Genomic DNA, 20222 nt, shown 5'->3' with positions numbered 1-20222 from the left:
CGGACCGCCCTGTCGGTGGACCACTCTGTCGGTGGACCACTATGCCGGCAGCCGAGAAGATGACCGTGGCCAGGTGTGCGAGACCCGCAACCGGCGGTCGAAGGGATGACAGTGGCTGATCTGTTCGTGGACCTGCGGTCCGACACGGTGACCCGGCCCACCGCCGGGATGCGGGAGGCGATGGCCACCGCCGAGGTGGGCGACGACGTCTACGGCGAGGACCCGACCGTCAACGCCCTCGAAGCCGAGGTGGCCGCCCTGTTCGGGCACGAGGCGGCGCTGTTCGCCCCGAGCGGGTCGATGGCCAACCAGATCGCCCTGCAACTGCTGGTGTCGCCGGGTGACGAGCTGCTCTGCGACGCGGACGCGCACGTGGTCACGTACGAGATCGGGGCGGCTGCCGCGTACGGCGGGATCTCCTCGCGGACCTGGCCTGCGGTCGGCGCGGACATCGACCCGGAGGTGGTGGCCGGGATGATCCGGCCGGACGGCTTCTTCGCTGTTCCCACCCGCGCGATCGCCGTCGAGCAGACCCACAACCGGGGTGGTGGCGGGGTGATTCCGCTGGCCACCCTGCGGGATCTGCGTCGGGTCGCCGACGACGCGGGTGTGGCGCTGCACTGCGACGGTGCCCGGATCTGGCACGCGCACGTCGCGGACGGCGTGCCCCTGATCGAGTACGGCCAGCTGTTCGACACGCTGTCGGTGTGCCTCTCCAAGGGGCTCGGCGCGCCGGTCGGCTCCCTGGTGGTCGGCAGCGCCGACAGGATCGAACGAGCCCGGCTGATCCGTAAACGGATGGGCGGCGGCATGCGTCAGGCCGGCATCCTCGCCGCCGCCGGCCGGTACGCGCTCGCGCACCACGTCGACCGGCTGGCCGACGACCACGCCAAGGCTGCCCGGCTCGCCGAGGCGGTCGCGCCGTTCGGCGTGCTGGCCACCCCAGCCCGCACCAACCTGGTCGCGCTGGACCTGACCAAGCACGCCCTGGACGCGCGCGCTCTGGCCGCCGTCGCGCGGGCCGAGCGCGTACTCATCTCGGTGCTCGGCCCCCGTACCGCCCGTCTGGTCACCCACCTGGGCGTCAGCGACGCGGACATCGACCGCGCCGCCGCAGCCCTGCCCCGCATCCTCGCCGCGTCCTGACCCCGCGGGGCCCGGCCCGCCTCCTGGTGTTGATCAAGAGGTTTGCGTCAGATTCCGGGTCCGGATGACGCAAACCTCTTGATCAACGAAGATCGGCGGGTGGGGGCGAGGTTCAGGGGTGGAGGCGGGTGAGGGTTTGGATGTCGGCGGTGTGGCCGATCTGCTTTTCACTCGGGGTCTCCACGACCAGGGGGACGCCGGCGGTGGCGGGGTGCGCCATCAGCTCGGCGAAGGCGGGCTCGCCGATGGTGCCCTTGCCGATGTTCTCGTGCCGGTCCCGGGTGGAACCGCACAGGTCCTTCGAGTCGTTGGCGTGGACCAGCCGTAGCCGGTCCGCGCCGACGGTGGCCACCAGCGTGTCCAGGGTCGCCGTCATGCCACCCTCGACCGCCAGGTCGTGCCCGGCAGCCCAGGCGTGGCAGGTGTCGAAGCAGACCCCGAGCATGGGGTGGCGGTCCACCGCGTCCAGGTACGGACCGAGGTGCTCCACCCGCGAGGCGAGCGACCGGCCGCCGCCCGCGCTCGGCTCGACCAGCAGCATCGGGCCACCGGCTGCGGCGGCCCAGTCGAGCAGCGGCAGCAACTCCTGGCGGACCTGACGCATCGCCGCCTCGGCGTGCCCCTCGTCCACCGAACTGCCCGCGTGGAACACCACCGCCTGAGCACCGATCGCCACGCCCCGGCGCAGCGCGTGGGCCAGCGTCTGGGCCGACTTCTCGACCGTCGCGGGGGTGGGTGAGCCGAGGTTGACCAGCAGCGACGCGTGGATGAACGCCGGAATGCCCCGCTCGGCGCAGCCGTCGCGGAACAGGGCGTCCTGCACCGGGTCGCCGTTGGGCAACGCCCAGCCCCGCGAGTTGGAGACGTAGACCTGGACCACCCGGGCGCCGGTCGCGTCGACGTACGGCAGGGCGGCCTTGGCCAGCCCACCGGAGGTCGGAGTGTGCGCGCCCACCGGACGCGAGGTGACCGTCGGCATCAGAAGCACGTGAGGGTGACCGGAGTGCCCGGCGGCACCTGCGAATTCTCGCCCGGAGCCTGGAGCCGGACCACCGCGTTCGGGTTGAGCACGATGGTCACCGGGAAGCCCTGGCTCTCCAACGCCTGCTTGGCCTGCTGGCACGGCAGGTCGACCACCCGGGGCATGACGATCGCCGGTGGGCCCTTGCTCACGTCCAGCTTGACCTGGGTGCCCTTCTCCACGCCGGCACCGTCCGCCGGGCTCTGGCCGAGGATCTCGTCCTTGGGCTTGTCGGACTCCTTGTAGGTCTCCACCAGGACCAGGCCGAGCTTACCCAGGGCGTCTCGGGCCTCGGTCAGGCTCTTGCCGACCAGGTTCGGCACCGACACCGGCGCCCGGCCCCGGCTCAGAATGAGGGTGATCTTCGCACCGGGTTTGACCTCGGTGCCCACCTTGGGGGAACTGTCCAGCACGACCCCGGCGGGCAGGGTGTCGTCGTAGCGTGCGGCGCCCTTGGCCACCACCAGCTTCACGTTGACCAGATCCGCCTCGGCGAGTTCGAACTCCTTGCCGATCACGTCCGGCACGGGGAAGCGTTCCGGACCGAGGGAGAGGGTCAGGGTGATCGTGCCACCCTTGACGATCTTGGTGGTCGAGGCCGGGGTCTGCCCCAGCACGCTGTCCTTCGGGGCCTTCTCGTCGAAGCGCGGCTCGCCGTACTCCAGGGTGAGCCCGGCCCGGTCGGCCTGCGCCTGCGCCTCGGCCTTGCTCAAACTCACCAGCTGGGGAGCGGTCGTGTAACGGCCGACACCGAACCACCAGCCGCCGAGAGCGGCCACCAGGCCCAGCGTCACCACCGCGGCCGCGACGGCCAACCGGCCACGCGGACTCGCCATCAGTGTGCTGCGCAGCGCGGCGAGCCGGGACCCCAGGCCCTCGGCAGGTTCCGGGGCGGCCCGACGTCGCCCCGCACCCTGGTTGCCACCCTCGGGCAGCCGCGCCCAGGCCGGGCGGTCGGGAGGCCGGACCGTCGCGACCACCATGGTCGGCTGCGACAGTGGCGCATCGCCGCTCACCGGGCGGAGCACCGCAGTGTGCGCGTTGCCGCCACCCAGGCGCTCCCGGGCTGCCTGGACCTCGGTCAGCAGCGCGCCGGCATCGGCGGGCCGCGCACCGGGATCACGTCGGGTGGCGCGCTGCACCAGGTCGTCGAGGACCGGCGGCAGGCCGGGAACCAGCATCGAGGGTGCCGGTACGTCCCGGTCCACGTGCTGCCAGGCGACGTCGACCGGGCGGTCCCCGTCGTACGGCACGCGGCCGGTGAGCATCTCGAACAGCACGATGCCGGCCGAGTAGACGTCGGTACGTGGATCGGCGCGGCCCTCGGTGACCAGCTCCGGGGCGACGTACGCCACGGTGGCCATCAGCTGGGTGCCCTGCTCGTCGTCGGCGCTCGCCTCGACCGCCCGGGCCAGACCGAAGTCGGCCACCTTGACGACGCTGTCGACCAGGTTGGCGACACCGCCGGTGGGTGCCTCGGCGACCAGCACGTTCTCCGGTTTGACGTCGCGGTGCACCAGACCTGACCGGTGCGCGGCGGCGATCGCGGCGAGCATCTGCTCGGCGATGGCCAGCGCCTCGTCCGGGTTGAGCCGGCGGCGCTCGGCCAGCACGTCGCGCAGCGTGCGGCCACGGACGTACTCCATCACCAGGTACGGCAGGCCGGCGTGGGTGCCCTGGTCGTAGACGGCCACCACGTTCGGGTGGGTCAGCCGGGCGATGGTCTTCGCCTCGTCGGTGAACCGGGCCACGAAGTTGGCGATCCGGGCCCGGGCCTCGGGCGCCTGGGTCGGGTGAATGATCTTCACGGCGACGGTGCGCTCAAGGCGCTCGTCGGTGGCGGTGTACACGGTCGCCATGCCACCACGGGCCACGCGACCGCGAATGCGGTAGCGCCCGTCGATCAGCGAGCCCAGCAACGTGTCGGCGACCTGAGTGTCCATCGGCAGGGAGTCTATGTGTCCAGGGGGTGAAGGTTGAACAGGATGCTACAGCCGATCGCTGAACTGGTTCGTCCCGCCGCGCTCGCCGCCCCTCGTCCGCTGGTCAGCGATGCGTACGAGCCGGGGCGTCGATCGGTTGTCCGGGGTGCCGTGGCTCGTCGCGGTGACGGCGTGGCAGGGTGGTCGGGTGACCGAATCCGTACCCGACCAGGCCGTGCCCGGCCCGGAGCTCGCCGGCCCCACCGACCCGGCTGGCTGGCTGACCCTGCCCGACGTCGCCGAGCGTCTCGACGTGTCGATCAGCAAGGTGCACCAGATGATCCGTGACCGGGAGTTGCTGGCGGTCCGCCGCGACGGCGTCCGCCGCATCCCGGCGGACCTGGTTGCCAACCAGACGGTGCTCAAGCACCTACCCGGCGTGCTCAACCTGCTCGCCGACAACGGCTACGACGACGAGGCCGCCCTGCGCTGGCTCTACGAACAGGACGACACCCTCCCCGGGAACACCCCCGCCGCCGCGCTCTCCGGTGACCAGGCCCGCGAAGTGAAACGCAGAGCCCAGGCCGAAGGCTTCTAACGCACCCCACCCGCGCTCTCTCGCCGTCGATCATGAAGTTATTGCCACGACACGCCGACGCGAGTGGCAATAACTTCATGATCAACGCGGGAAAGCGGAAGGGCCGGGGTCAGTCGGCTCGGCGGGTTGCGGCTATGGCCAGGTCTACCAGGGCCTGGCGGGCCTCGGTGTCGAGGTCGACGGCGGTCAGGGCGGCCAGCGCGGCGTCGGTGAGCGTGACGATCCGCTGTTCGGTACGGGCGAGCGCCCCGCTCGCGGAGATCAGTTCGCGCAGCCGGGCCACCCCCTGCTCGTCCAGCTCCGGATCGCCGAGCCGGCCGAGCAGCAGCTCGCGGCCCGCGTCGTCGGTGGTCTCCACGGCAGCCGCCACCAGGTAGGTGCGCTTGCCCTCCCGCAGGTCGTCCCCGGCCGGCTTGCCGGTCAGCGCCGGGTCACCGAAGACCCCCAGCACGTCGTCGCGAAGCTGGAACGCCTCGCCCAGCGGCAGCCCGTACGCCGAGTAGGCCGTCCGCACGTCGGCCGTCGCGTCGGCCAGCGCGGCACCGAGCAGCAGTGGACGTTCGACGGTGTACTTCGCCGACTTGTACCGGGCGACCTTGCTGGCCCGTTCCACCGAGGTGTCCCCGGTGGCCTGCGTCAGCACGTCGAGGTACTGACCGACGGTGACCTCGGTGCGCATCTCGTCGAAGACCGGCCGCGCCCGGGCCAGCACCCACGGGTCCAGCCCCGCGGAGTGCAGCAGCTCGTCGGACCAGACCAGACAGAGGTCGCCCAGCAGGAGAGCTGCGGCGTCGCCGAAGCTGTCCGGGTCACCACCCCAGCCGGCCTGCCGGTGCCGGGCGGCGAACCGCCGGTGCACAGCCGGCTCACCGCGTCGGGTGTCGGAGCGGTCCATCAGGTCGTCGTGCATCAGGGCACTGGCCTGGACGAACTCCAGCGCGGCCAGGGCGCCGAGCACCGGCTCGGCGTCGGCCCCGCCGGCGCCCCGGAACCCCCAGTACGCGAACGCTGGACGCAGCCGCTTGCCGCCACCGAGCACGAAGGCCTCGATCGCCTCCGCCACCGGGATCAGCGCGTCGTCCACGGCGGTGAGCCGGGCCCGTTGACCGGCCAGGAACTCGGTGAGGGCCTTGTCGACCCGCTGGCGAAGGTCGGCGCGGTCGACGGGAGACACGGGAGCAGCGTGGGTCACGTCCCGACGCTAGCCGGTCCCGATGGCCGGCGCTCCACCGCCACGCGTAGTCCCAGCGGTGCGACCGGGACCGGTGCGCCCTGCCGGTGACGTGCCGGCCCGAGCGGCGCGGCCCGGTCCGGTGGCTCGGGTCGGGACGGCCCGGCGAGTGGCCCGGCGGGTGGCTGCCGCGGCCTCGGCCAGCGTCACCAGCGGCACGTCCAGGACGACGGCGAGCCAGCCGAGCCAGAACCCGCCGGGCACCCGGCGCTGTCGTTCCCACCGGGACACCTCGTGCCGGCTCAGCGTCGGCACCCCGGCGGCGGCACACAACTCGGCGGCGGTGCGCTGCTGGCTCCAGCCACGGGCCAGCCGGCAGCGGGCCAACAGCGGCCCGAGCTGCGCGGGGCGCGGCGGTGCGGGTGGGGTCACGGGTCCTCCTGGCGGGCGTCGGCGCGGTGACGACCCACCCCACCCCGCCCGACCGGTCGGGCGGGACGGACGTCACCGCTCGAGTTGCTGACCCCCGCACGGGCACCAGGACCGCCCCCACCGCCCCTCCCACGCCACCCATTCCTACCCCGGGGGTACGACGCCCTCGCACCCACCGGGCGGGGCGCGCGGGACGACGCCGGTCATCGGGTGGGAAGCGCCTGGGTCACGGTCGCCTCGCCCGCTAGAGTCGGGGCGTGGCGCTCGGTCTTCCCTCGGTACTCCCCAATCCGCAGCCGGCGATCGGGGAGCTCATCCGTGAGCGTCAGCCGACCTTCTCGTTCGAGTTCTTCCCGCCCAAGACCGACGCCGGGGAGCGGCTGCTCTGGCAGGCCATCCGCGAGTTGGAGTCGCTGCGTCCGTCGTTCGTGTCGATCACGTACGGCGCGGGCGGGTCGACGCGGGACACCACGGTGGCGGTGACCGAACGGATCGCCACCGACACGACCCTGCTGCCGATGGCCCACCTGACCGCTGTCGACCACTCCGTCGCCGAGCTGCGGCACGTGATCGGCCGGCTCGCCGGGGTGGGGGTGCGCAACGTGCTGGCCGTGCGCGGCGACCCGCCGGGCAACCCGGGCGGCGAGTGGATCCGCCACCCCGAGGGAGTGGACTACGCCGAGGACCTGGTCCGCCTGGTGCGCGATTCCGGCGACTTCAGCGTCGGCGTGGCGGCCTTCCCGTACAAGCATCCCCGCTCGCCCGACGTGGCCAGCGACACCGCGCAGTTCGTCCGCAAGTGCCGGGCCGGCGCGGCGTTCGCGATCACGCAGATGTTCTTCGACGCCGACGACTACCTGCGACTTCGTGACCGGGTGGCCGCGGCCGGCTGCGACACCCCGATCCTGGCCGGGGTGATGCCGGTGACCCAGATCGGCACCATCGAGCGGTCCGTGCAGCTGTCCGGCGCGCCCTTCCCACCGGCGCTGGCGGCCCGCTTCGAACGCGTCGCCGACGACCCGGAGGCCGTCCGCCGGCTCGGCGTCGAGCAGGCCAGCGAGATGTGCCGTCGACTGCTCGACGAGGGTGTACCGGGGATCCACTTCATCACCCTCAACCGGTCCACCGCGACCCGTGAGGTCTGGCAGAACCTGAAGGCCGGCGCGCGGGTGTGAATGCTGGTCCTGCGACACCTGATGCCCGGCACGACGGTTGATCCATGGTGGGCACACAGCTGAACTGGGATCAGTACGCCACGGCCTGGGCGCGGTTGCACGGCGGGTTCGACCCCCGGGTCGCGGCGCCGGTGGTGCGCGCCTGGCTGCGATTCGCGTACCACGTGGGGTATGTGCTGGGCCGGCTGCGGGTCAGCCCCACCGCGGTCACCGTGGCCGGGGTGCTGCTCTGCTTCTGCGTACCGTTGCTGGTGACCCGGCCGGGGAACGGCCTCTTCCTCGGCGCGTTGTTCGTGCTGCTCGCCGCCGTGGCGGACAGCGTGGACGGCGCGGTGGCGGTCGCCACCGGTCGCACCACCCGGCTCGGCTACGTCTACGACTCGGTCGCCGACCGGCTCGGTGAGGTGGCGTGGTTGCTGGCGTTCTGGCTGGTCGGCGCGCCGGGCGCGCTGGTCGTGGCGGGCGGCGCGCTGTCCTGGCTGCACGAGTACGTCCGGGCCCGGGCGGTCGCCGCCGGCATGCGTGACATCGGCGCGGTGACCGTGGGCGAGCGCCCCACCCGGGTCTCGGTGGCGTTGGCCGGGCTGCTGGTCGCCGGGTTGGCCGGGCTGATCGAGCCGGACCTGGCCGCCGGCACCATCACCATGGCGACAGCGGTGTGGGTGCTGCTGGCCGGCTTCGGTCTGGGGCAACTGCTCTCCACCATCCGTCGCGCCCTGCTCGACGCCGGCTGAGCAGCCCTACCAGGCGGGGCCGATCTCGTCGGCGACGATCTGCGCGGAGAGCGTCACCATCGGCAGTCCGCCGCCCGGATGGGTGGAGCCGCCCACCAGCCACAACCCGTTCGCCGGGCCCCGGTTGGCGGGGCGGAGCAGCCCGCCGGCGGTGCCGTAGATCGAGCCACCCGGCGCGCCGGTCGTCACGTCCAGGTCGGCCGGGGTACGGACCTCGCGGAACAGCACCCGGTCGCGCACGTCCACGCCGCGCCGCGCCAGCACGTCCAGGATCCGATCGGCGTACGCGTCGGCCAGCCCCGGGCGTCGCCAGTCGACCGCGCCCGCTGCGGTGCCCTGCCGTGGGGCGTTGACCAGCACGAACCACGCCTCGTGCCCGGCCGGGCGGACCATCGGGTCGTCGGCCACTGTGACGAACACCGTCGGGTCGGCCGCCGGCCGGGCCCGCACGCCGCGCCCGGGGTCGCCGAAGACCGCGTCGAACTCCGCGTCGTAGTCACCCGGGAAGAAGACATTGTGGTGGGCCAGCCCGGTGCTGCCGGAGACGCCGAGCAGCAGCACGAAACCGGCCAGGCTGCGGTCGGTCAGCCCGGCCAGCCGACCCGGGTGCGGCAGCAGGTCACGGTAGACGGTGAGGGCGTCCACGTTGGCCACCACCACGTCGGCGGGCACCGGCGCGCCGACGCCGGCGAGGCGTACCCCGTGCACCCGGCCGCCGGTGGCGTCGATCCCTGTGACAGTGGCGTCGGTCTGCACGACCACGCCCAGGTCCAGGCAGCGGGTGAGCAGCGCGTCGGCGAGAGTGCCCAGCCCGCCGCGCAGGTACCAGCCACCGAAGGTCAGTTCGGCGTACGGCACCGCGACCAGCGCCGCCGGCGCCCGGCGTGGGTCGGCCCCGGTGTAGGTGGCGTACCGGTCCAGCAGCATCCGCAGCCGTGGGTCGGACAGGTGTCGGCGGCCCAGGCCGCGCAGGGTGCGGCCCGGGGCGATGGCGGCCAGGTCACCGACCCGCCAGGCCAGCGACGCGAGATCGCGCGGGGAGTCGACGGTACGGCGCAGGATGTCCCGCGAGGAGGCGTTCCACACCCGCGCGGCCCGACGCCACAGTCGCTGCCAGTCGGCCGCCGCCCGGTCACCGAAGGCGGCGCCGATCCTCGTGGCGAACTCCACCGGGTCGGCGCAGGAGTCGAGTGCCGGGCCGCCGCCGGGGAAGACGTGCCGGACGATCGGGTCCAGCGGGACCAGGTCCAGGTATTCGTCGAGCTTGGCCCCGGTCGCCTCGAACAGGTCGTGGAAGACCTCGGGCAGGGTGAGCAGACTCGGCCCGGTGTCGAAGTGGAACGAGCCGGCCGGGGTGTCGTGCGCGTACCGGCCGAGCTTGCCGCCGACCGTGTCGGCCCGCTCGAAGACGGTCACCTGGTGCCCGGTGGCGGCCAGCCGGGCGGCGGTGGCGAGGCCACCCACCCCGGCGCCGACGACCACGATCCGCGCCATGCCGCGTCCTCCTAGCTGACCGGGCGACCCCGCCAGGTCAGGCGGCGTCGCTTTCGCAGATGGTACGACCGCAGGGTCAGCCAACCGAGGACCACGACCGACACGGGGTGTGCGAGCGCGTCGGGCCACCACCGGCCCCCGGTGGCCCGGGCGGTGAGCACCCGCCCGGCCACCCCGAGCAGGTAGCCGACCAGGCCCACGGCGGCCACCCCCGGCACGCCGGCCGCCACGCCCGCCAGCGCGATCAGTGGCGGGGCGGTGTAGAGCAGCAGCAGCGACGCCACCACGGCCGCCGCCGCTCCCGGGTGCCCGAACGACGCCCAGAGCGACTTCGAGTACCCGTCGCGCAGTTGCGGCCAGTCGTCGTACATCCGGCAGCTGGCCAGCCGGGAGCCGTCGGCCAGGGCGATCCGCCCACCGGCCCGCTTGACCGCCCGGGCCAGCTCGACGTCCTCCAGGATCTTGTCGGCGACCGCGGCATGCCCGCCGGCGGTGGTGTAGCCGGCCCGGTCCAGCACCAGGAACTGGCCGCCCGCCGCGGCCAGCGACGGCCGCGACGAGCGCTCCATCGCCCGCAGCGGCAGGAAGGTCAGCCAGAGCCACTGCAACAGCGGCTGCACCAGCCGGTCGGCCGTCGTCGCCACCACGATCCGGGGGTACGGCGACAGCAGCGTCACGCGGGCGGCGCGCAGCTCGGTGACGGCCGCGGCCACGGCGTGCGGGGCGAGCACCACGTCGGCGTCGACGAAGACCAGCGCGGTGGCCGTCGGGTCGGCCCGGGTCGCCAACTGCCAGCAGGCGTGTGGCTTGCCCAGCCAGCCCGGCGGCGGGGCGACACCGGTGAGCACGGTGACCCGGGGGTCGTCGCCGGCCACCGCGCGGACCACCTCGGCGGTGCCGTCGGTGGAACCGTCGTCGAGGACCACGACGCGCAGCCCGGGCACGCCGCGCTGGGCGAGCAGGGCGCGCAGGCATCCGGTGACCCGGGTGGCCTCGTCGCGCAGCGGCAGCAGCACGGCGACCGGCTCGTCGACCTGGGTGGGCCGGTCGGCGGGCCGGCGCAGCCAGCGGGCGGCGTTGAGCCAGGTGTGCCCGGTCAACGCGGCGACGGCGACGAGCAGGGCGAGCAGGGCGGTCATCGGGTCGCGTCGACGCCGGGCCGGTGCGGCTGGTGGTCCTCCTGGCGGGTCGCCCGAGCCCGGCGGGCCCGCCGCAGGGTCACCGCCAGCGGTATCGCGGTCACCGACATGCCGGCGGCGCCCCAGAGCGCCGAGGCGGGCAGGTCGAGGAAGACGGCGTGGGCCAGGATGCTGGAGAAGTACGTCCACAGGTAGAGCGCGGTCATCGGGTGGTCCCGCCGGTCGGTGCGCTCGGCGGCAGGCCCGGCCAGCGGGCGGAGCGCACTCATCATCAGCACCGCGAAGAGCAGCCAACCCAGGTAGTTGCTGACCGGGATGCCGGGCAGGCCGGGCAACGCCGGGGTGGCGTCGCGCCAGACCCAGTAGCCCTCGGCCACCATCTGCGGATCGAGGAAGAGGTCCCAGGCGGCCAGCCCGACGGTGGCCAGCGCGATCCGACCCACCCATCGACCGGCCGTCGCCCCGGTGCTGGTTGCCGACGCGCTGCCGGTGCCGGCGGGCGACGCGCCGCTGGTGAGCCGGACCGCGGCCAGCCAGGCCGGCCAGGCCATCCAGGTCCAGGCCAGCGGGATGATCAGCGGCACCCCGGCCAGTTTGGGGCCCAGCTCGCCGGAGTAGTCGTAGCTGCCGAACGGCACGCCGGTGGCCACCCCGATCGCCTCGATCGCGAATCCGCCGCCGGTGGCCACCGCGACCAGCGCCGCCGCGACCCGCGGGCCCCGGCTGAGCAGCGCGTGGCCGACCGAGAGCAGCCAACCGAGCACGACGGTGGCAACGGTGAGCCCGGCCCGGGTGGCGCCGGTGGTGAGCGGGTAGCAGATCTGGGCGAGCACCAGGATCGCGAGTAGCGCCCAGGAGATCCGCCGGGTCATGACGCCGGTGGCTCGAGTGGCAGATCCCGACCGAGTACGCCGAACGGGCGCTCGTCGCCGGGAAAGTGGAAGTTGCGCAGCACGTCGACGAAACCGAAGCGCCGGTACAACCGCCAGGCCCGTGAGGTCTGCTCGTCGGCCTCCGGGGTGGACAGCAGTGTGGTGTCACCCTCGGCCATGCCGAGCAGCGCGCGCAGCTGCCCGGTGCCCAGACCGTGCCCCTGCGCCGGCGGCCGGACGTGCAGCTCGACCACCTCGAAGCAGTGGGTGAGCCAGCGTTGACGGGTCGGAGCGTCCAGTGCTCGGTGCACCTGGTCGTGCCACCACTGACCGGAGGCGCCCAGGTAGCCGTAGCCGAAGCCGGCGAGGTGACCCTCGCTGGTCAGGCTGGCGACCGCCCGGAAACCCGGCCGGCGGACGTGGGTGGCGATGTAGCCGCGCCGGGCCTCCAGCAGGTCGGTGCGGTATCCCATCGCCTCGCCGTAGACGGCCACCACGTCGTCCAGCCGCCGGACGAGATCGTCCGGCGTCCAGCGCACCAACCTCATGCCCGTCCACCCTTCACCGTTGCCGGGCCGTCGTCGGCGACCCATCCGAGCACCGACCGGTCGCCGAACACGTCGAGCACCTCGAACCGGGCGAACAGCTCCTCGGCGTACCAGCCCTCGGTGGGGGTTCGCATGATCGCCGCCCGGTGCTCCGGGTGACGGTACGCGAACGCCACCAGGTCCGTCGGGTCGCGCCACACGCTCACCGTGCCCTGCCAACCCAGCGGTGCCTCCCCGACCCCGAACCGGGCCAGCAGCCCGGGCGCGTCGCGCAGGGCGGCGGCCACCGGGGGGATCGCCCGCCAGAAGGTGGCCGCCCGGCGGGCCCGCAGTCGAGCCCGGGTCAGCGCCAGCACCGGGCCGGTGACCCGGCCGCCCGGCGGGTCGCCGAACGGCCGCTGACCGGACCACTCGCCCCGGCTGGTCAGCGGGCGCAGGTCGACCCGGGCGGAGGCGCGGGCGACGCGGGCCCACGCGCGCCCGACCGTCGAGTCGTCGAAGTCGGCCGCGGCTGCGGGGGAGTCCCAGACGGTCAGCGCCGCCCACCGGGTCAGGTCGGCGTCCCCCGGCCCGAATCCGGTGCCGGTCCCGGTGCCCAGCAGCTTGCCGAACCGGGCGCCGGGGAGGCGACGCAGCCGGCGGGGGTCCACCGCCATCCGGGTCAGTGCCCGGGGCAGCGCGCCGCGGGAAGTCCTCCACACGTGCAGCGTGACCAGCTCCGGTGCGGTGCTCACGCCACGTCGGCCGGGCTGCCGGCGGAGGTGCGCGCGTCCTGGGCGGCTCGTACGTTCGGGTGCGGCTGCATGGTGCCATTCTTCCCGGTTCGGCAGGTGTCGGCTCACCCTGGTGCGCTCGGTCGGCACGCCCAGCGCGCCACACGTTGCATTTTCGTCGGAGGGGAGGTGTACTGTCAGCAGCAGTTAGAACGAGTGTTCGATTGCCTCGAACGTTCGTTCCAACCGGCCGGAGCGCGGCGTTTCGCGGCGCCAGCCCCGGCGGTGCGGCTCCGCGGGCCGCACCTGGGTTTCCAGGCAGTCGCGAGCCTGGTCCCGACAGGCAGGATCGTCGCCCGCCGCCCACGACCCCCGGGCGGCGGGCGACGAACCCGCCGGTACGCCGGCCGGGTGTGGTGTGGGGAAGCATCCACACCCGGCCGGCCACACCCGGTGCGTCTTCCTCCGCACCACCCGACCTCGGCGTCTCGTCGGCGGCACCAGCGCCGAGGCGACGCCCCGGCCATGTGGAGGAGACACCCATGCCGACCAACCCGGCTCAGGCACCGACGGTGCCGGCGCACGTGCTGCCGCACCGCACCCCCGCCCAACTCCTCACGTTGGCCCGGCGTGGGCTGGTCGAGGCCGGCCAGACCCGACCTGACGGTCTGCGCTACGCGGCTGCCCACCTGGCGGCGCTGCGTGCGGCCGCCGCCCTGCTCGCCGCCCGTGCCCGGCCCGCGCCGAGTCGACGCAACCGGATCACCAGCGTCTGGGTCCTCCTGTGCGCGGTCGCTCCAGAGCTCGACGAGTGGTCCCGGTTCTTCGCCGCGGGCGCCAGCAAGCGCGCCGCCGCCGAGGCCGGCATCCCCCGGGTGGTCAGCGCCCGGGAGGCAGACGATCTGCTCCGTGCTGCCGAACAGTTCGTCACGGTGGTGGAGACCGCGCTCGGGGTGGCCCACCAGCCGGCCCTGGACGGCCTCGCCGCATGATCCCGCCGTGCCACCGACCGCCCTGCGGGGGGAGCCGGGCGGCCGGTGGCGCGGCGTGCCGATCCTGATCTGATCCACAGCAACGACGGGGGAGTTGGTCCAATGGCGGGCCGCACGGTGGTCGGTTCCGCCGCACTGGCCGATCTGGTGCGTCCGGCGAGCATGCCTGACCAGTTCGGCGGCCACCGGGTGCTGCCGGTGGTGCCCGAGCTGACCGGTCTGCTGCCCAACCGGGGCCTACGCCGGGGCAGCACCATCGCGGTCGCCGCCGGCCAGCCCCAGCGCAGCGGTGGCACCTCGCTGATGCTGGCCCTGCTCGCCGAGGCGTCCCGGTCCGGCTCGTGGTGCGCTGTGGTCGGTGTGCCGACGTTCGGTGCGGGTGCGGCCGCCGAGCTGGGCATCGCCCTGGACCGGCTGGCCCTGGTGCCGAATCCCGGCCCGGAGTGGGCCACAGTGGTCGCCGCGCTGATCGACGGGGTGGACGTCGTGGTCACCGCCGTGCCGGCCACCGTCTCCGCCTCGGTCGCCACCCGGTTGGCCGCCCGGGCGCGGCAGCGCGGCAGCGTGCTCGTCCCGTACGGCCGGTGGGACGGCGCGGACGTGACGTTGCAGGTGGTCCGTGGTGTGTGGGAAGGGCTCGGGGCCGGTCGGGGGCGGCTGCGCCGCCGGGAGGTCACCGTCTCGGCGCGCGGGCGTGGGGCAGCCGCGCGACCGAAGGAGATCAAGGTCTGGCTACCGGGTGACGGGCTGACCCGGGTGATCCCCCGTCCGAAGCCGTCGGCTGTGGGCCGTCCGACCGCGTCGCTCGCCCTGGTCGGTCGGGAGTGACCGGCTCGCCGGCACGGACTCTGCTGCTGTGGTGCCCGGACTGGCCGGTGCTCGCCGCCGAGATCGTCGACGGGGTGCCGGCGACCGGCCCGGTCGCCGTGCTGCACGCCAACCGGGTGGTCGCCTGCTCCGAGCGGGCCCGTGCCGAGGGGGTGCGCCGGGGCCTGCGCAAACGGGAGGCGCAGGGCCGTTGCCCGCAGCTCACCGTCGTGGACTACGACCCGGGTCGGGACACCCGGGCGTTCGAGCCGGTGGTCGCCGCGGTGGAGGAGTTGGTCGCCGGGGTCGAGGTGGTCCGTCCGGGCGCCTGCGCGGTGGCCGCCCGGGGGCCGAGTCGTTATCTCGGTGGCGAGGAGGCGGCCGCCGAGCGGATCATCGAGCACGTCGCCCAGTCGTGCCTGGTGGAGAGCCAGGTCGGCATCGCCGACGGGGTGTTCGCGGCCGGGTTGGCCGCTCGTTCTGGTCGGGTGGTGGCACCGGGTGGCACACCGGAGTTCCTGGCCGGGTTGCCGGTCGAGGCGCTCGGCCGCTCGGCGTTGGCCGACCTGCTGCGTCGGCTCGGTGTGCGTACCCTCGGTGACTTCGCCGCGCTGCCGGCCGGTGACGTGCTGGCCCGGTTCGGGTTCGACGGTGCGCTGGCCCATCGGCTGGCCGCCGGGCGGGACCACCGCCCGCTCGCCGTCCGGCAACCGCCGGCCGACCTGACGGTGACCGCCGAGCACGACGAGCCGATCGACCGGGTCGACGTGGCGGCGTTCGTGGCCCGGGCGCTGGCCGAGCAACTGCATGAGCGGCTGGCCGGGCACGGGCTGGCCTGCACCCGGCTCGGCATCGAGGCGGTCACCGAGCACGGGCAGGAGTTGCACCGGGTGTGGCGGCACGACGGCCTACTCACCGCCGCGGCCATCGCCGACCGGGTGCGTTGGCAGCTCGACGGCTGGCTCTCCGGCAGCAGTGGCCGCACCGGCGCCCGGCCGGCCCGACCGACGGCCGGCATCATCCGGCTGCGACTGATCCCGGACGGGGTGATCGCCCAGGCCGGCCTGCAGGCCGGCCTGTGGGGGGAGACCGGCGAGGAGCGGGAACGGGCGCACCGGGCGTTGAGTCGGGTGCAGGGCATCCTCGGCCCGGAGGCGGTGGTCACCGCCGTGCTCGGCGGTGGGCGCTCCCCAGCCGACCAGGTGCGACTGGTGCCGTGGGGCGACGAACGCCTCCCTGCCCGCCCCGGCCTGGCGCCGCTGCCCGGCGAGCCGATCGCCGGTGGCGGCGGTCGGGCCGGCAGTGCCGGTCGGCCCGCTGACCGCAGTGCCGGTGGGATTCCACCGTGGCCCGGCCGGCTGCCGCCGCCCGCGCCGGCGGTGGTGCTGCCCAGCCCGCTCGCCGCGACCGTGCACGACGCCACCGGCGAGGCGGTGGTGATCAGCGCGCGGCTGGCGGTGAGCGCTCCGCCCGCCCGGCTGGTGGTCGGCACCGGTCGACCGGCGGAGATCGTCGGCTGGGTCGGCCCGTGGCCGGTGGACGAGCGGTGGTGGGCTCCAGCCGAGGCTCGGCGGCGGGCACGGTTCCAGGTCAGCCTGGCCGACGGCACCGCCCTGCTGTTGGCCGTCGAGGCCGGGCAGTGGTTGGTGGAGGCGATCTATGACTGAGCGTCCAGCCGAGCTTGATCGACTCGGTATTCCCGAAGTCGGGGTGTCCCGCCGACTCGGACAGCCCGACTTCCCGGAGGTCGAGTCGGTCAGGCCGAGGGTGCGGGAATGAGTTTCAACAACCCGAAGATGCCCTGGTCGGAGTTGGAACGGGTGCTCTCCGGGCGGGCCGGCGGCGGCTCCGGCCGGTCAGGCGGCGGGCGGTCGCGCGAGGAGCGGCACCTGCACGTGGTGGACCCGCTCGCCGTGGACGCCGATGGTGGTGACTCCCCGGCCTGGAGCCGCCGCCGTGAGCAGTACCAGCCGCCGGAGCTGACCCGCCCCGACGGCGTGGTGCCCTACGCGGAGTTGCACGCGCACACCAACTTCAGCTTCCTCGACGGTGCCAGCCACCCCGAGGAGCTGGCCGAGGAGGCGGCCCGGCTGGGGCTCTCCGCGCTCGCCGTCACCGACCACGACGGCTTCTACGGGGTGGTCCGCTTCGCCGAGGCGGCTCGTACGCTGGGCCTGCCGACCATCTTCGGCGCGGAGCTCTCCCTCGGGCTGCCCGGTCCGCAGAACGGCGAGCCCGACCCGCACGGCTCGCACCTGCTGGTGCTCGCGCACGGCCATGAGGGGTACGCCCGGCTGGCCACCACCATCGCCCGCGCCCAGTTGCGCGGCGGGGAGAAGGGCCGCCCGGTCTACGGGGAGCTGGAGGAGATCGCCGCCGAGCTGCGCGACCACGTGCTGGTGCTGACCGGCTGCCGCAAGGGGCACGTGCCGGGGGCGCTGCTCACCGAGGGGGTGGACGCGGCGGCCCGTGAGTTGGACCGGCTGACATCGCTCTTCGGCGCGGAGACGGTGGCGGTGGAGCTGACCGACCACGGCCACCCGGTCGACGCCGACCGCAACGACGCGCTCGCCGACCTGGCCGCCGCGGCCGGGTTGCCGACGGTGGCCAGCAACAACGTGCACTACACCAGCCCCGGCCGGCGGCGGCTGGCCACCACCGTCGCCGCCGTCCGGGCCCGGCGCAGCCTGGACGAGGTCGACGGTTGGCTGCCCGCGGCGGCGACCGCCCACCTGCGCAGCGGCGCGGAGATGGCGGCCCGGTTCGCCGCGTACCCGGGTGCGGTGGCGCGGGCCGCCGAGTTCGGCGCCGAGTTGGCCTTCGACCTCCAGCTCGTCGCGCCGCAGTTACCGGCGTACCCGGTGCCACCCGGGCACACGGAGATGAGCTGGCTGCGGAAGCTGACCGCCGACGGGGCACGCGAGCGTTACGGCCCTCCGCAGGCGCACCCGACGGCGTACGCGCAACTCGACCACGAGCTGAACATGATCGAGGAGCTGGGCTTCCCCGGCTACTTCCTGGTGGTCTACGACATCGTCACGTTCTGCCGCGAGCAGGACATCTACTGCCAGGGCCGGGGTTCGGCGGCCAACTCGGCGGTCTGCTACGCGTTACGGATCACCAATGTGGACGCGGTCCGGCACCGGCTGCTCTTCGAGCGGTTCCTCGCCCCGGAGCGGGACGGCCCACCCGACATCGACGTGGACATCGAGTCCGACCGTCGGGAGGAGGTGATCCAGCACGTCTACACCCGCTACGGCCGGGAGCACGCCGCCCAGGTCGCCAACGTCATCTCCTACCGGCCCCGGTCGGCGGTGCGGGACGTGGCCAAGGCGTTCGGGTACTCGCCCGGGCAGCAGGACGCCTGGAGCAAGCAGATCGACCGGTGGGGCTCGGTCGCCACTGTCGACGCCGAGAACATCCCCGAGCAGGTGGTGGAGTACGCCAACGAGTTGCAGACGTTCCCGCGGCACCTGGGCATCCACTCCGGTGGCATGGTGATCTGCGACCGTCCGGTGATCGAGGTCTGCCCGGTGGAGTGGGGGCGGATGCCCGGGCGCAGCGTGCTCCAGTGGGACAAGGACGACTGCGCGGCGGTCGGTCTGGTCAAGTTCGACCTGCTCGGCCTGGGCATGCTCTCCGCGCTGCACTACGGCTACGACATGATCGGCGAGAGCCTCGACCTGGGTGACATGACGCTGGACGACCCGGAGGTCTACGACATGCTCTGCCGGGCCGACTCGGTCGGGGTGTTCCAGGTGGAGAGCCGCGCCCAGATGGCCACCCTGCCCCGGCTCAAGCCCCGCGAGTTCTACGACCTGGTGGTGGAGGTGGCGCTGATCCGGCCCGGCCCGATCCAGGGCGGCTCGGTGCACCCGTTCATCCGGCGCAAGAACGGCCAGGAGCCGGTGACCTTCGCGCACCCGCTGATGCGCAACGCGCTGGAGAAGACCCTGGGCGTGCCGCTGTTCCAGGAGCAGTTGATGCAGCTCGCCATCGACCTGGCCGGCTTCGACGCGGCCGAGGCCGACCAGTTGCGCCGGGCGATGGGCGCCAAACGGTCGGTCGAGCGGATGACCCGGATCGCCGACCGGCTCTTCGCCGGGATGGCCGAGCGGGGCATCACCGGTGAGCTGGCCGACGACGTCTACCGCAAGCTCACCGCGTTCGCCAGCTACGGGTTTCCGGAGAGCCACGCGATGAGCTTCGCCTACCTGGTCTACGCCAGTTCCTGGCTCAAGCGCTACCACCCGGCGCCGTTCCTGGCGGCGCTGCTCAACGCCCAGCCGATGGGGTTCTACTCGCCGCAGACCCTGGTCGACGACGCCCGCCGGCACGGGGTGGAGGTCCGTCGTCCGGACATCAACGCCAGTGCGGCGTCGGCGGTGCTGGAGTCCACCCCGGACACCCGGTGGGGCAGCGGGCCGGGGGAGCCGCCGCACGCCTGGGGGCTGGGTGGCCCCGCCGTCCGGCTCGGCCTGTCCAGCGTGCGGACCCTCGGCGCCGAGGTGGCCGAGCGGATCGAGGCCGAACGGGTCACCGGTGGGCCGTACCGGGACATGCCCGATCTGGCCCGGCGGGTCGGTCTCACCGCCGCGCAGTTGGAGGCCCTGGCCACCGCGGACGCCTTCGCCTGTTTCGGGCTGACCCGGCGGCAGGCGCTGTGGGCCGCCGGCGCGGCGGCCCAGGACCGGCCGGGCCGGCTGCCCGGCACGGTGACCGGCGCGGCGGCGCCGACGCTGCCCGGGATGGAGGCGGTAGACCGGCTGGTCGCCGACGTGTGGGCCACCGGGCTGTCGCCGGAGAGCCACCCGGCCCGGTTCATTCGAGGTCAGCTCGACGTGCTCGGCGCGGTGCCGATCGCCCGGCTCGGCCGGGTGGAGCCCGGCCAACGGATCCGGGTCGGTGGCATCGTCACCCACCGGCAACGCCCGGCGACCGCGGGCGGCGTCACCTTCCTCAACCTGGAGGACGAGACGGGGATGCTCAACGTCACCTGTTCGCCGGGGCTGTGGCAGCGCTACCGGCGGGTGGCCCGGACCAGCGCCGCGCTGGTGGTCAGGGGGCAGTTGCAGCGGCACGAGGGCGTGACCAACCTGGTGGCCGACCGGCTGGACGCCATCGAGCCACCGGTCAGCCCCGCCTCCCGTGACTTCCGCTGATCTAGTGATCCACATTACGGTTTCCTGCGGCGGTGGGCGGGAGACTCGTCCCCGAGCGGGCAGAGTGGCCCGTGATCCGTGAGGGGGAATGACAGTGATGGGGAATCACACCTACACCGGTGGAATCGCGAACGCCCGGCGGACCCGGCTGGGTGCGACCTGGGTGCCGTCGCACCTCGCCGACCCCCGCGAGTACGAGGTGACCAACGGCCCGGTGGCCAACGAGCGCCGGTCCCGGGCGGAGGACGAGGTCGAGGGCACCGAGTCCTGACCGACCCGGTACCGCAACACCGCCC

18 protein-coding genes are annotated in these 20222 nt (G+C 73.9%); 9 read left to right on the top strand and 9 right to left on the bottom strand.

What is annotated here, in order from left to right:
- The first annotated feature begins 111 nt into the window (after nt 1-111).
- Complete coding sequence (locus O7614_RS24555; RefSeq protein ID WP_278140810.1) at nt 112-1146, top strand: GntG family PLP-dependent aldolase; 1035 nt, start codon at nt 112-114, stop codon at nt 1144-1146.
- Nucleotides 1147-1258: 112 nt separating this feature from the next.
- On the opposite strand, the gene O7614_RS24550 is transcribed toward O7614_RS24555, so the two are convergent.
- Together O7614_RS24550 and pknB are read right to left on the bottom strand one after the other, a co-directional pair.
- Nucleotides 1259-2125, bottom strand: coding sequence for a deoxyribonuclease IV (locus tag O7614_RS24550; protein ID WP_278140809.1), 867 nt, complete (start codon nt 2123-2125; stop codon nt 1259-1261).
- Nucleotides 2125-4110, bottom strand: a complete 1986-nt coding sequence (gene pknB / locus O7614_RS24545) for a Stk1 family PASTA domain-containing Ser/Thr kinase (RefSeq protein ID WP_278140808.1) — start codon at nt 4108-4110, stop codon at nt 2125-2127. Before pknB ends, O7614_RS24550 begins: the two co-directional genes overlap by 1 nt.
- Nucleotides 4111-4297: 187 nt before the next feature.
- Here pknB and O7614_RS24540 point away from each other — a divergent pair, with 187 nt between their 5' ends.
- Nucleotides 4298-4687: an Rv2175c family DNA-binding protein gene (locus O7614_RS24540; protein WP_278142364.1), complete on the top strand. Its 390-nt coding sequence runs from the start codon at nt 4298-4300 to the stop codon at nt 4685-4687.
- A 109-nt stretch (nt 4688-4796) separates the two neighbouring features.
- Here O7614_RS24540 and O7614_RS24535 read toward each other — a convergent pair whose 3' ends face one another.
- Nucleotides 4797-5879 (bottom strand): polyprenyl synthetase family protein, encoded by a 1083-nt coding sequence (locus O7614_RS24535; RefSeq protein WP_278140807.1) that lies wholly within the window; start codon nt 5877-5879, stop codon nt 4797-4799.
- Nucleotides 5880-5888: 9 nt separating this feature from the next.
- Entirely contained in the window at nt 5889-6290 is a 402-nt protein-coding gene (locus O7614_RS24530) for a helix-turn-helix transcriptional regulator (RefSeq protein WP_278140806.1), read from the bottom strand.
- A gap of 257 nt (nt 6291-6547) precedes the next feature.
- Between O7614_RS24530 and metF the strand changes: the two genes are divergently transcribed.
- Together metF and O7614_RS24520 are read left to right on the top strand one after the other, a co-directional pair.
- Nucleotides 6548-7465 carry a methylenetetrahydrofolate reductase [NAD(P)H] gene (metF, locus tag O7614_RS24525; RefSeq protein WP_145779705.1) on the top strand — a complete coding sequence of 306 codons (918 nt, stop codon included), beginning with the start codon at nt 6548-6550 and terminating at the stop codon, nt 7463-7465.
- A gap of 44 nt (nt 7466-7509) precedes the next feature.
- Nucleotides 7510-8199: a CDP-alcohol phosphatidyltransferase family protein gene (locus O7614_RS24520; RefSeq protein ID WP_278140805.1), complete on the top strand. Its 690-nt coding sequence runs from the start codon at nt 7510-7512 to the stop codon at nt 8197-8199.
- Nucleotides 8200-8205: 6 nt separating this feature from the next.
- On the opposite strand, the gene crtI is transcribed toward O7614_RS24520, so the two are convergent.
- The 5 genes from crtI to O7614_RS24495 are packed head-to-tail and all read right to left on the bottom strand — an operon-like array spanning nt 8206 to nt 12986.
- Nucleotides 8206-9693 carry a phytoene desaturase family protein gene (gene crtI / locus O7614_RS24515; RefSeq protein ID WP_278140804.1) on the bottom strand — a complete coding sequence of 496 codons (1488 nt, stop codon included), beginning with the start codon at nt 9691-9693 and terminating at the stop codon, nt 8206-8208.
- Nucleotides 9694-9704: 11 nt separating this feature from the next.
- Nucleotides 9705-10832: a glycosyltransferase family 2 protein gene (locus O7614_RS24510; RefSeq protein ID WP_278140803.1), complete on the bottom strand. Its 1128-nt coding sequence runs from the start codon at nt 10830-10832 to the stop codon at nt 9705-9707.
- Nucleotides 10829-11704: a carotenoid biosynthesis protein gene (locus O7614_RS24505; protein WP_278140802.1), complete on the bottom strand. Its 876-nt coding sequence runs from the start codon at nt 11702-11704 to the stop codon at nt 10829-10831. Before O7614_RS24505 ends, O7614_RS24510 begins: the two co-directional genes overlap by 4 nt.
- On the bottom strand, nt 11701-12252 hold the full coding sequence (locus O7614_RS24500; RefSeq protein ID WP_145779709.1) for a GNAT family N-acetyltransferase: 552 nt from the start codon (nt 12250-12252) through the stop codon (nt 11701-11703). The genes O7614_RS24505 and O7614_RS24500 overlap by 4 nt, the downstream gene beginning before the upstream one ends.
- On the bottom strand, nt 12249-12986 hold the full coding sequence (locus O7614_RS24495) for a monooxygenase (RefSeq protein ID WP_278140801.1): 738 nt from the start codon (nt 12984-12986) through the stop codon (nt 12249-12251). The genes O7614_RS24500 and O7614_RS24495 overlap by 4 nt, the downstream gene beginning before the upstream one ends.
- A 521-nt stretch (nt 12987-13507) precedes the next feature.
- Between O7614_RS24495 and O7614_RS24490 the strand changes: the two genes are divergently transcribed.
- From O7614_RS24490 to O7614_RS24470, 5 genes are all read left to right on the top strand, one after another.
- The gene (locus tag O7614_RS24490; RefSeq protein WP_007463070.1) at nt 13508-13957 is read left to right on the top strand and encodes an SAV_6107 family HEPN domain-containing protein; all 450 of its coding nucleotides are present in this window, start codon (nt 13508-13510) and stop codon (nt 13955-13957) included.
- A gap of 102 nt (nt 13958-14059) precedes the next feature.
- Nucleotides 14060-14785 (top strand): hypothetical protein, encoded by a 726-nt coding sequence (locus O7614_RS24485; RefSeq protein WP_278140800.1) that lies wholly within the window; start codon nt 14060-14062, stop codon nt 14783-14785.
- Entirely contained in the window at nt 14782-16431 is a 1650-nt protein-coding gene (locus tag O7614_RS24480; RefSeq protein WP_278140799.1) for a DNA polymerase Y family protein, read from the top strand. The genes O7614_RS24485 and O7614_RS24480 overlap by 4 nt, the downstream gene beginning before the upstream one ends.
- 108 nt (nt 16432-16539) lie before the next feature.
- Complete coding sequence (locus O7614_RS24475) at nt 16540-19926, top strand: error-prone DNA polymerase (protein WP_278140798.1); 3387 nt, start codon at nt 16540-16542, stop codon at nt 19924-19926.
- A gap of 97 nt (nt 19927-20023) precedes the next feature.
- On the top strand, nt 20024-20197 hold the full coding sequence (locus O7614_RS24470) for a hypothetical protein (protein ID WP_167393588.1): 174 nt from the start codon (nt 20024-20026) through the stop codon (nt 20195-20197).
- Nucleotides 20198-20222: the final 25 nt, after the last annotated feature.

Origin of the sequence: Micromonospora sp. WMMD961, from assembly GCF_029626145.1 — a bacterium.
In the GTDB taxonomy this organism is placed as follows: domain Bacteria; phylum Actinomycetota; class Actinomycetes; order Mycobacteriales; family Micromonosporaceae; genus Micromonospora.
This window is presented reverse-complemented; position numbering and strand designations above follow the sequence as displayed.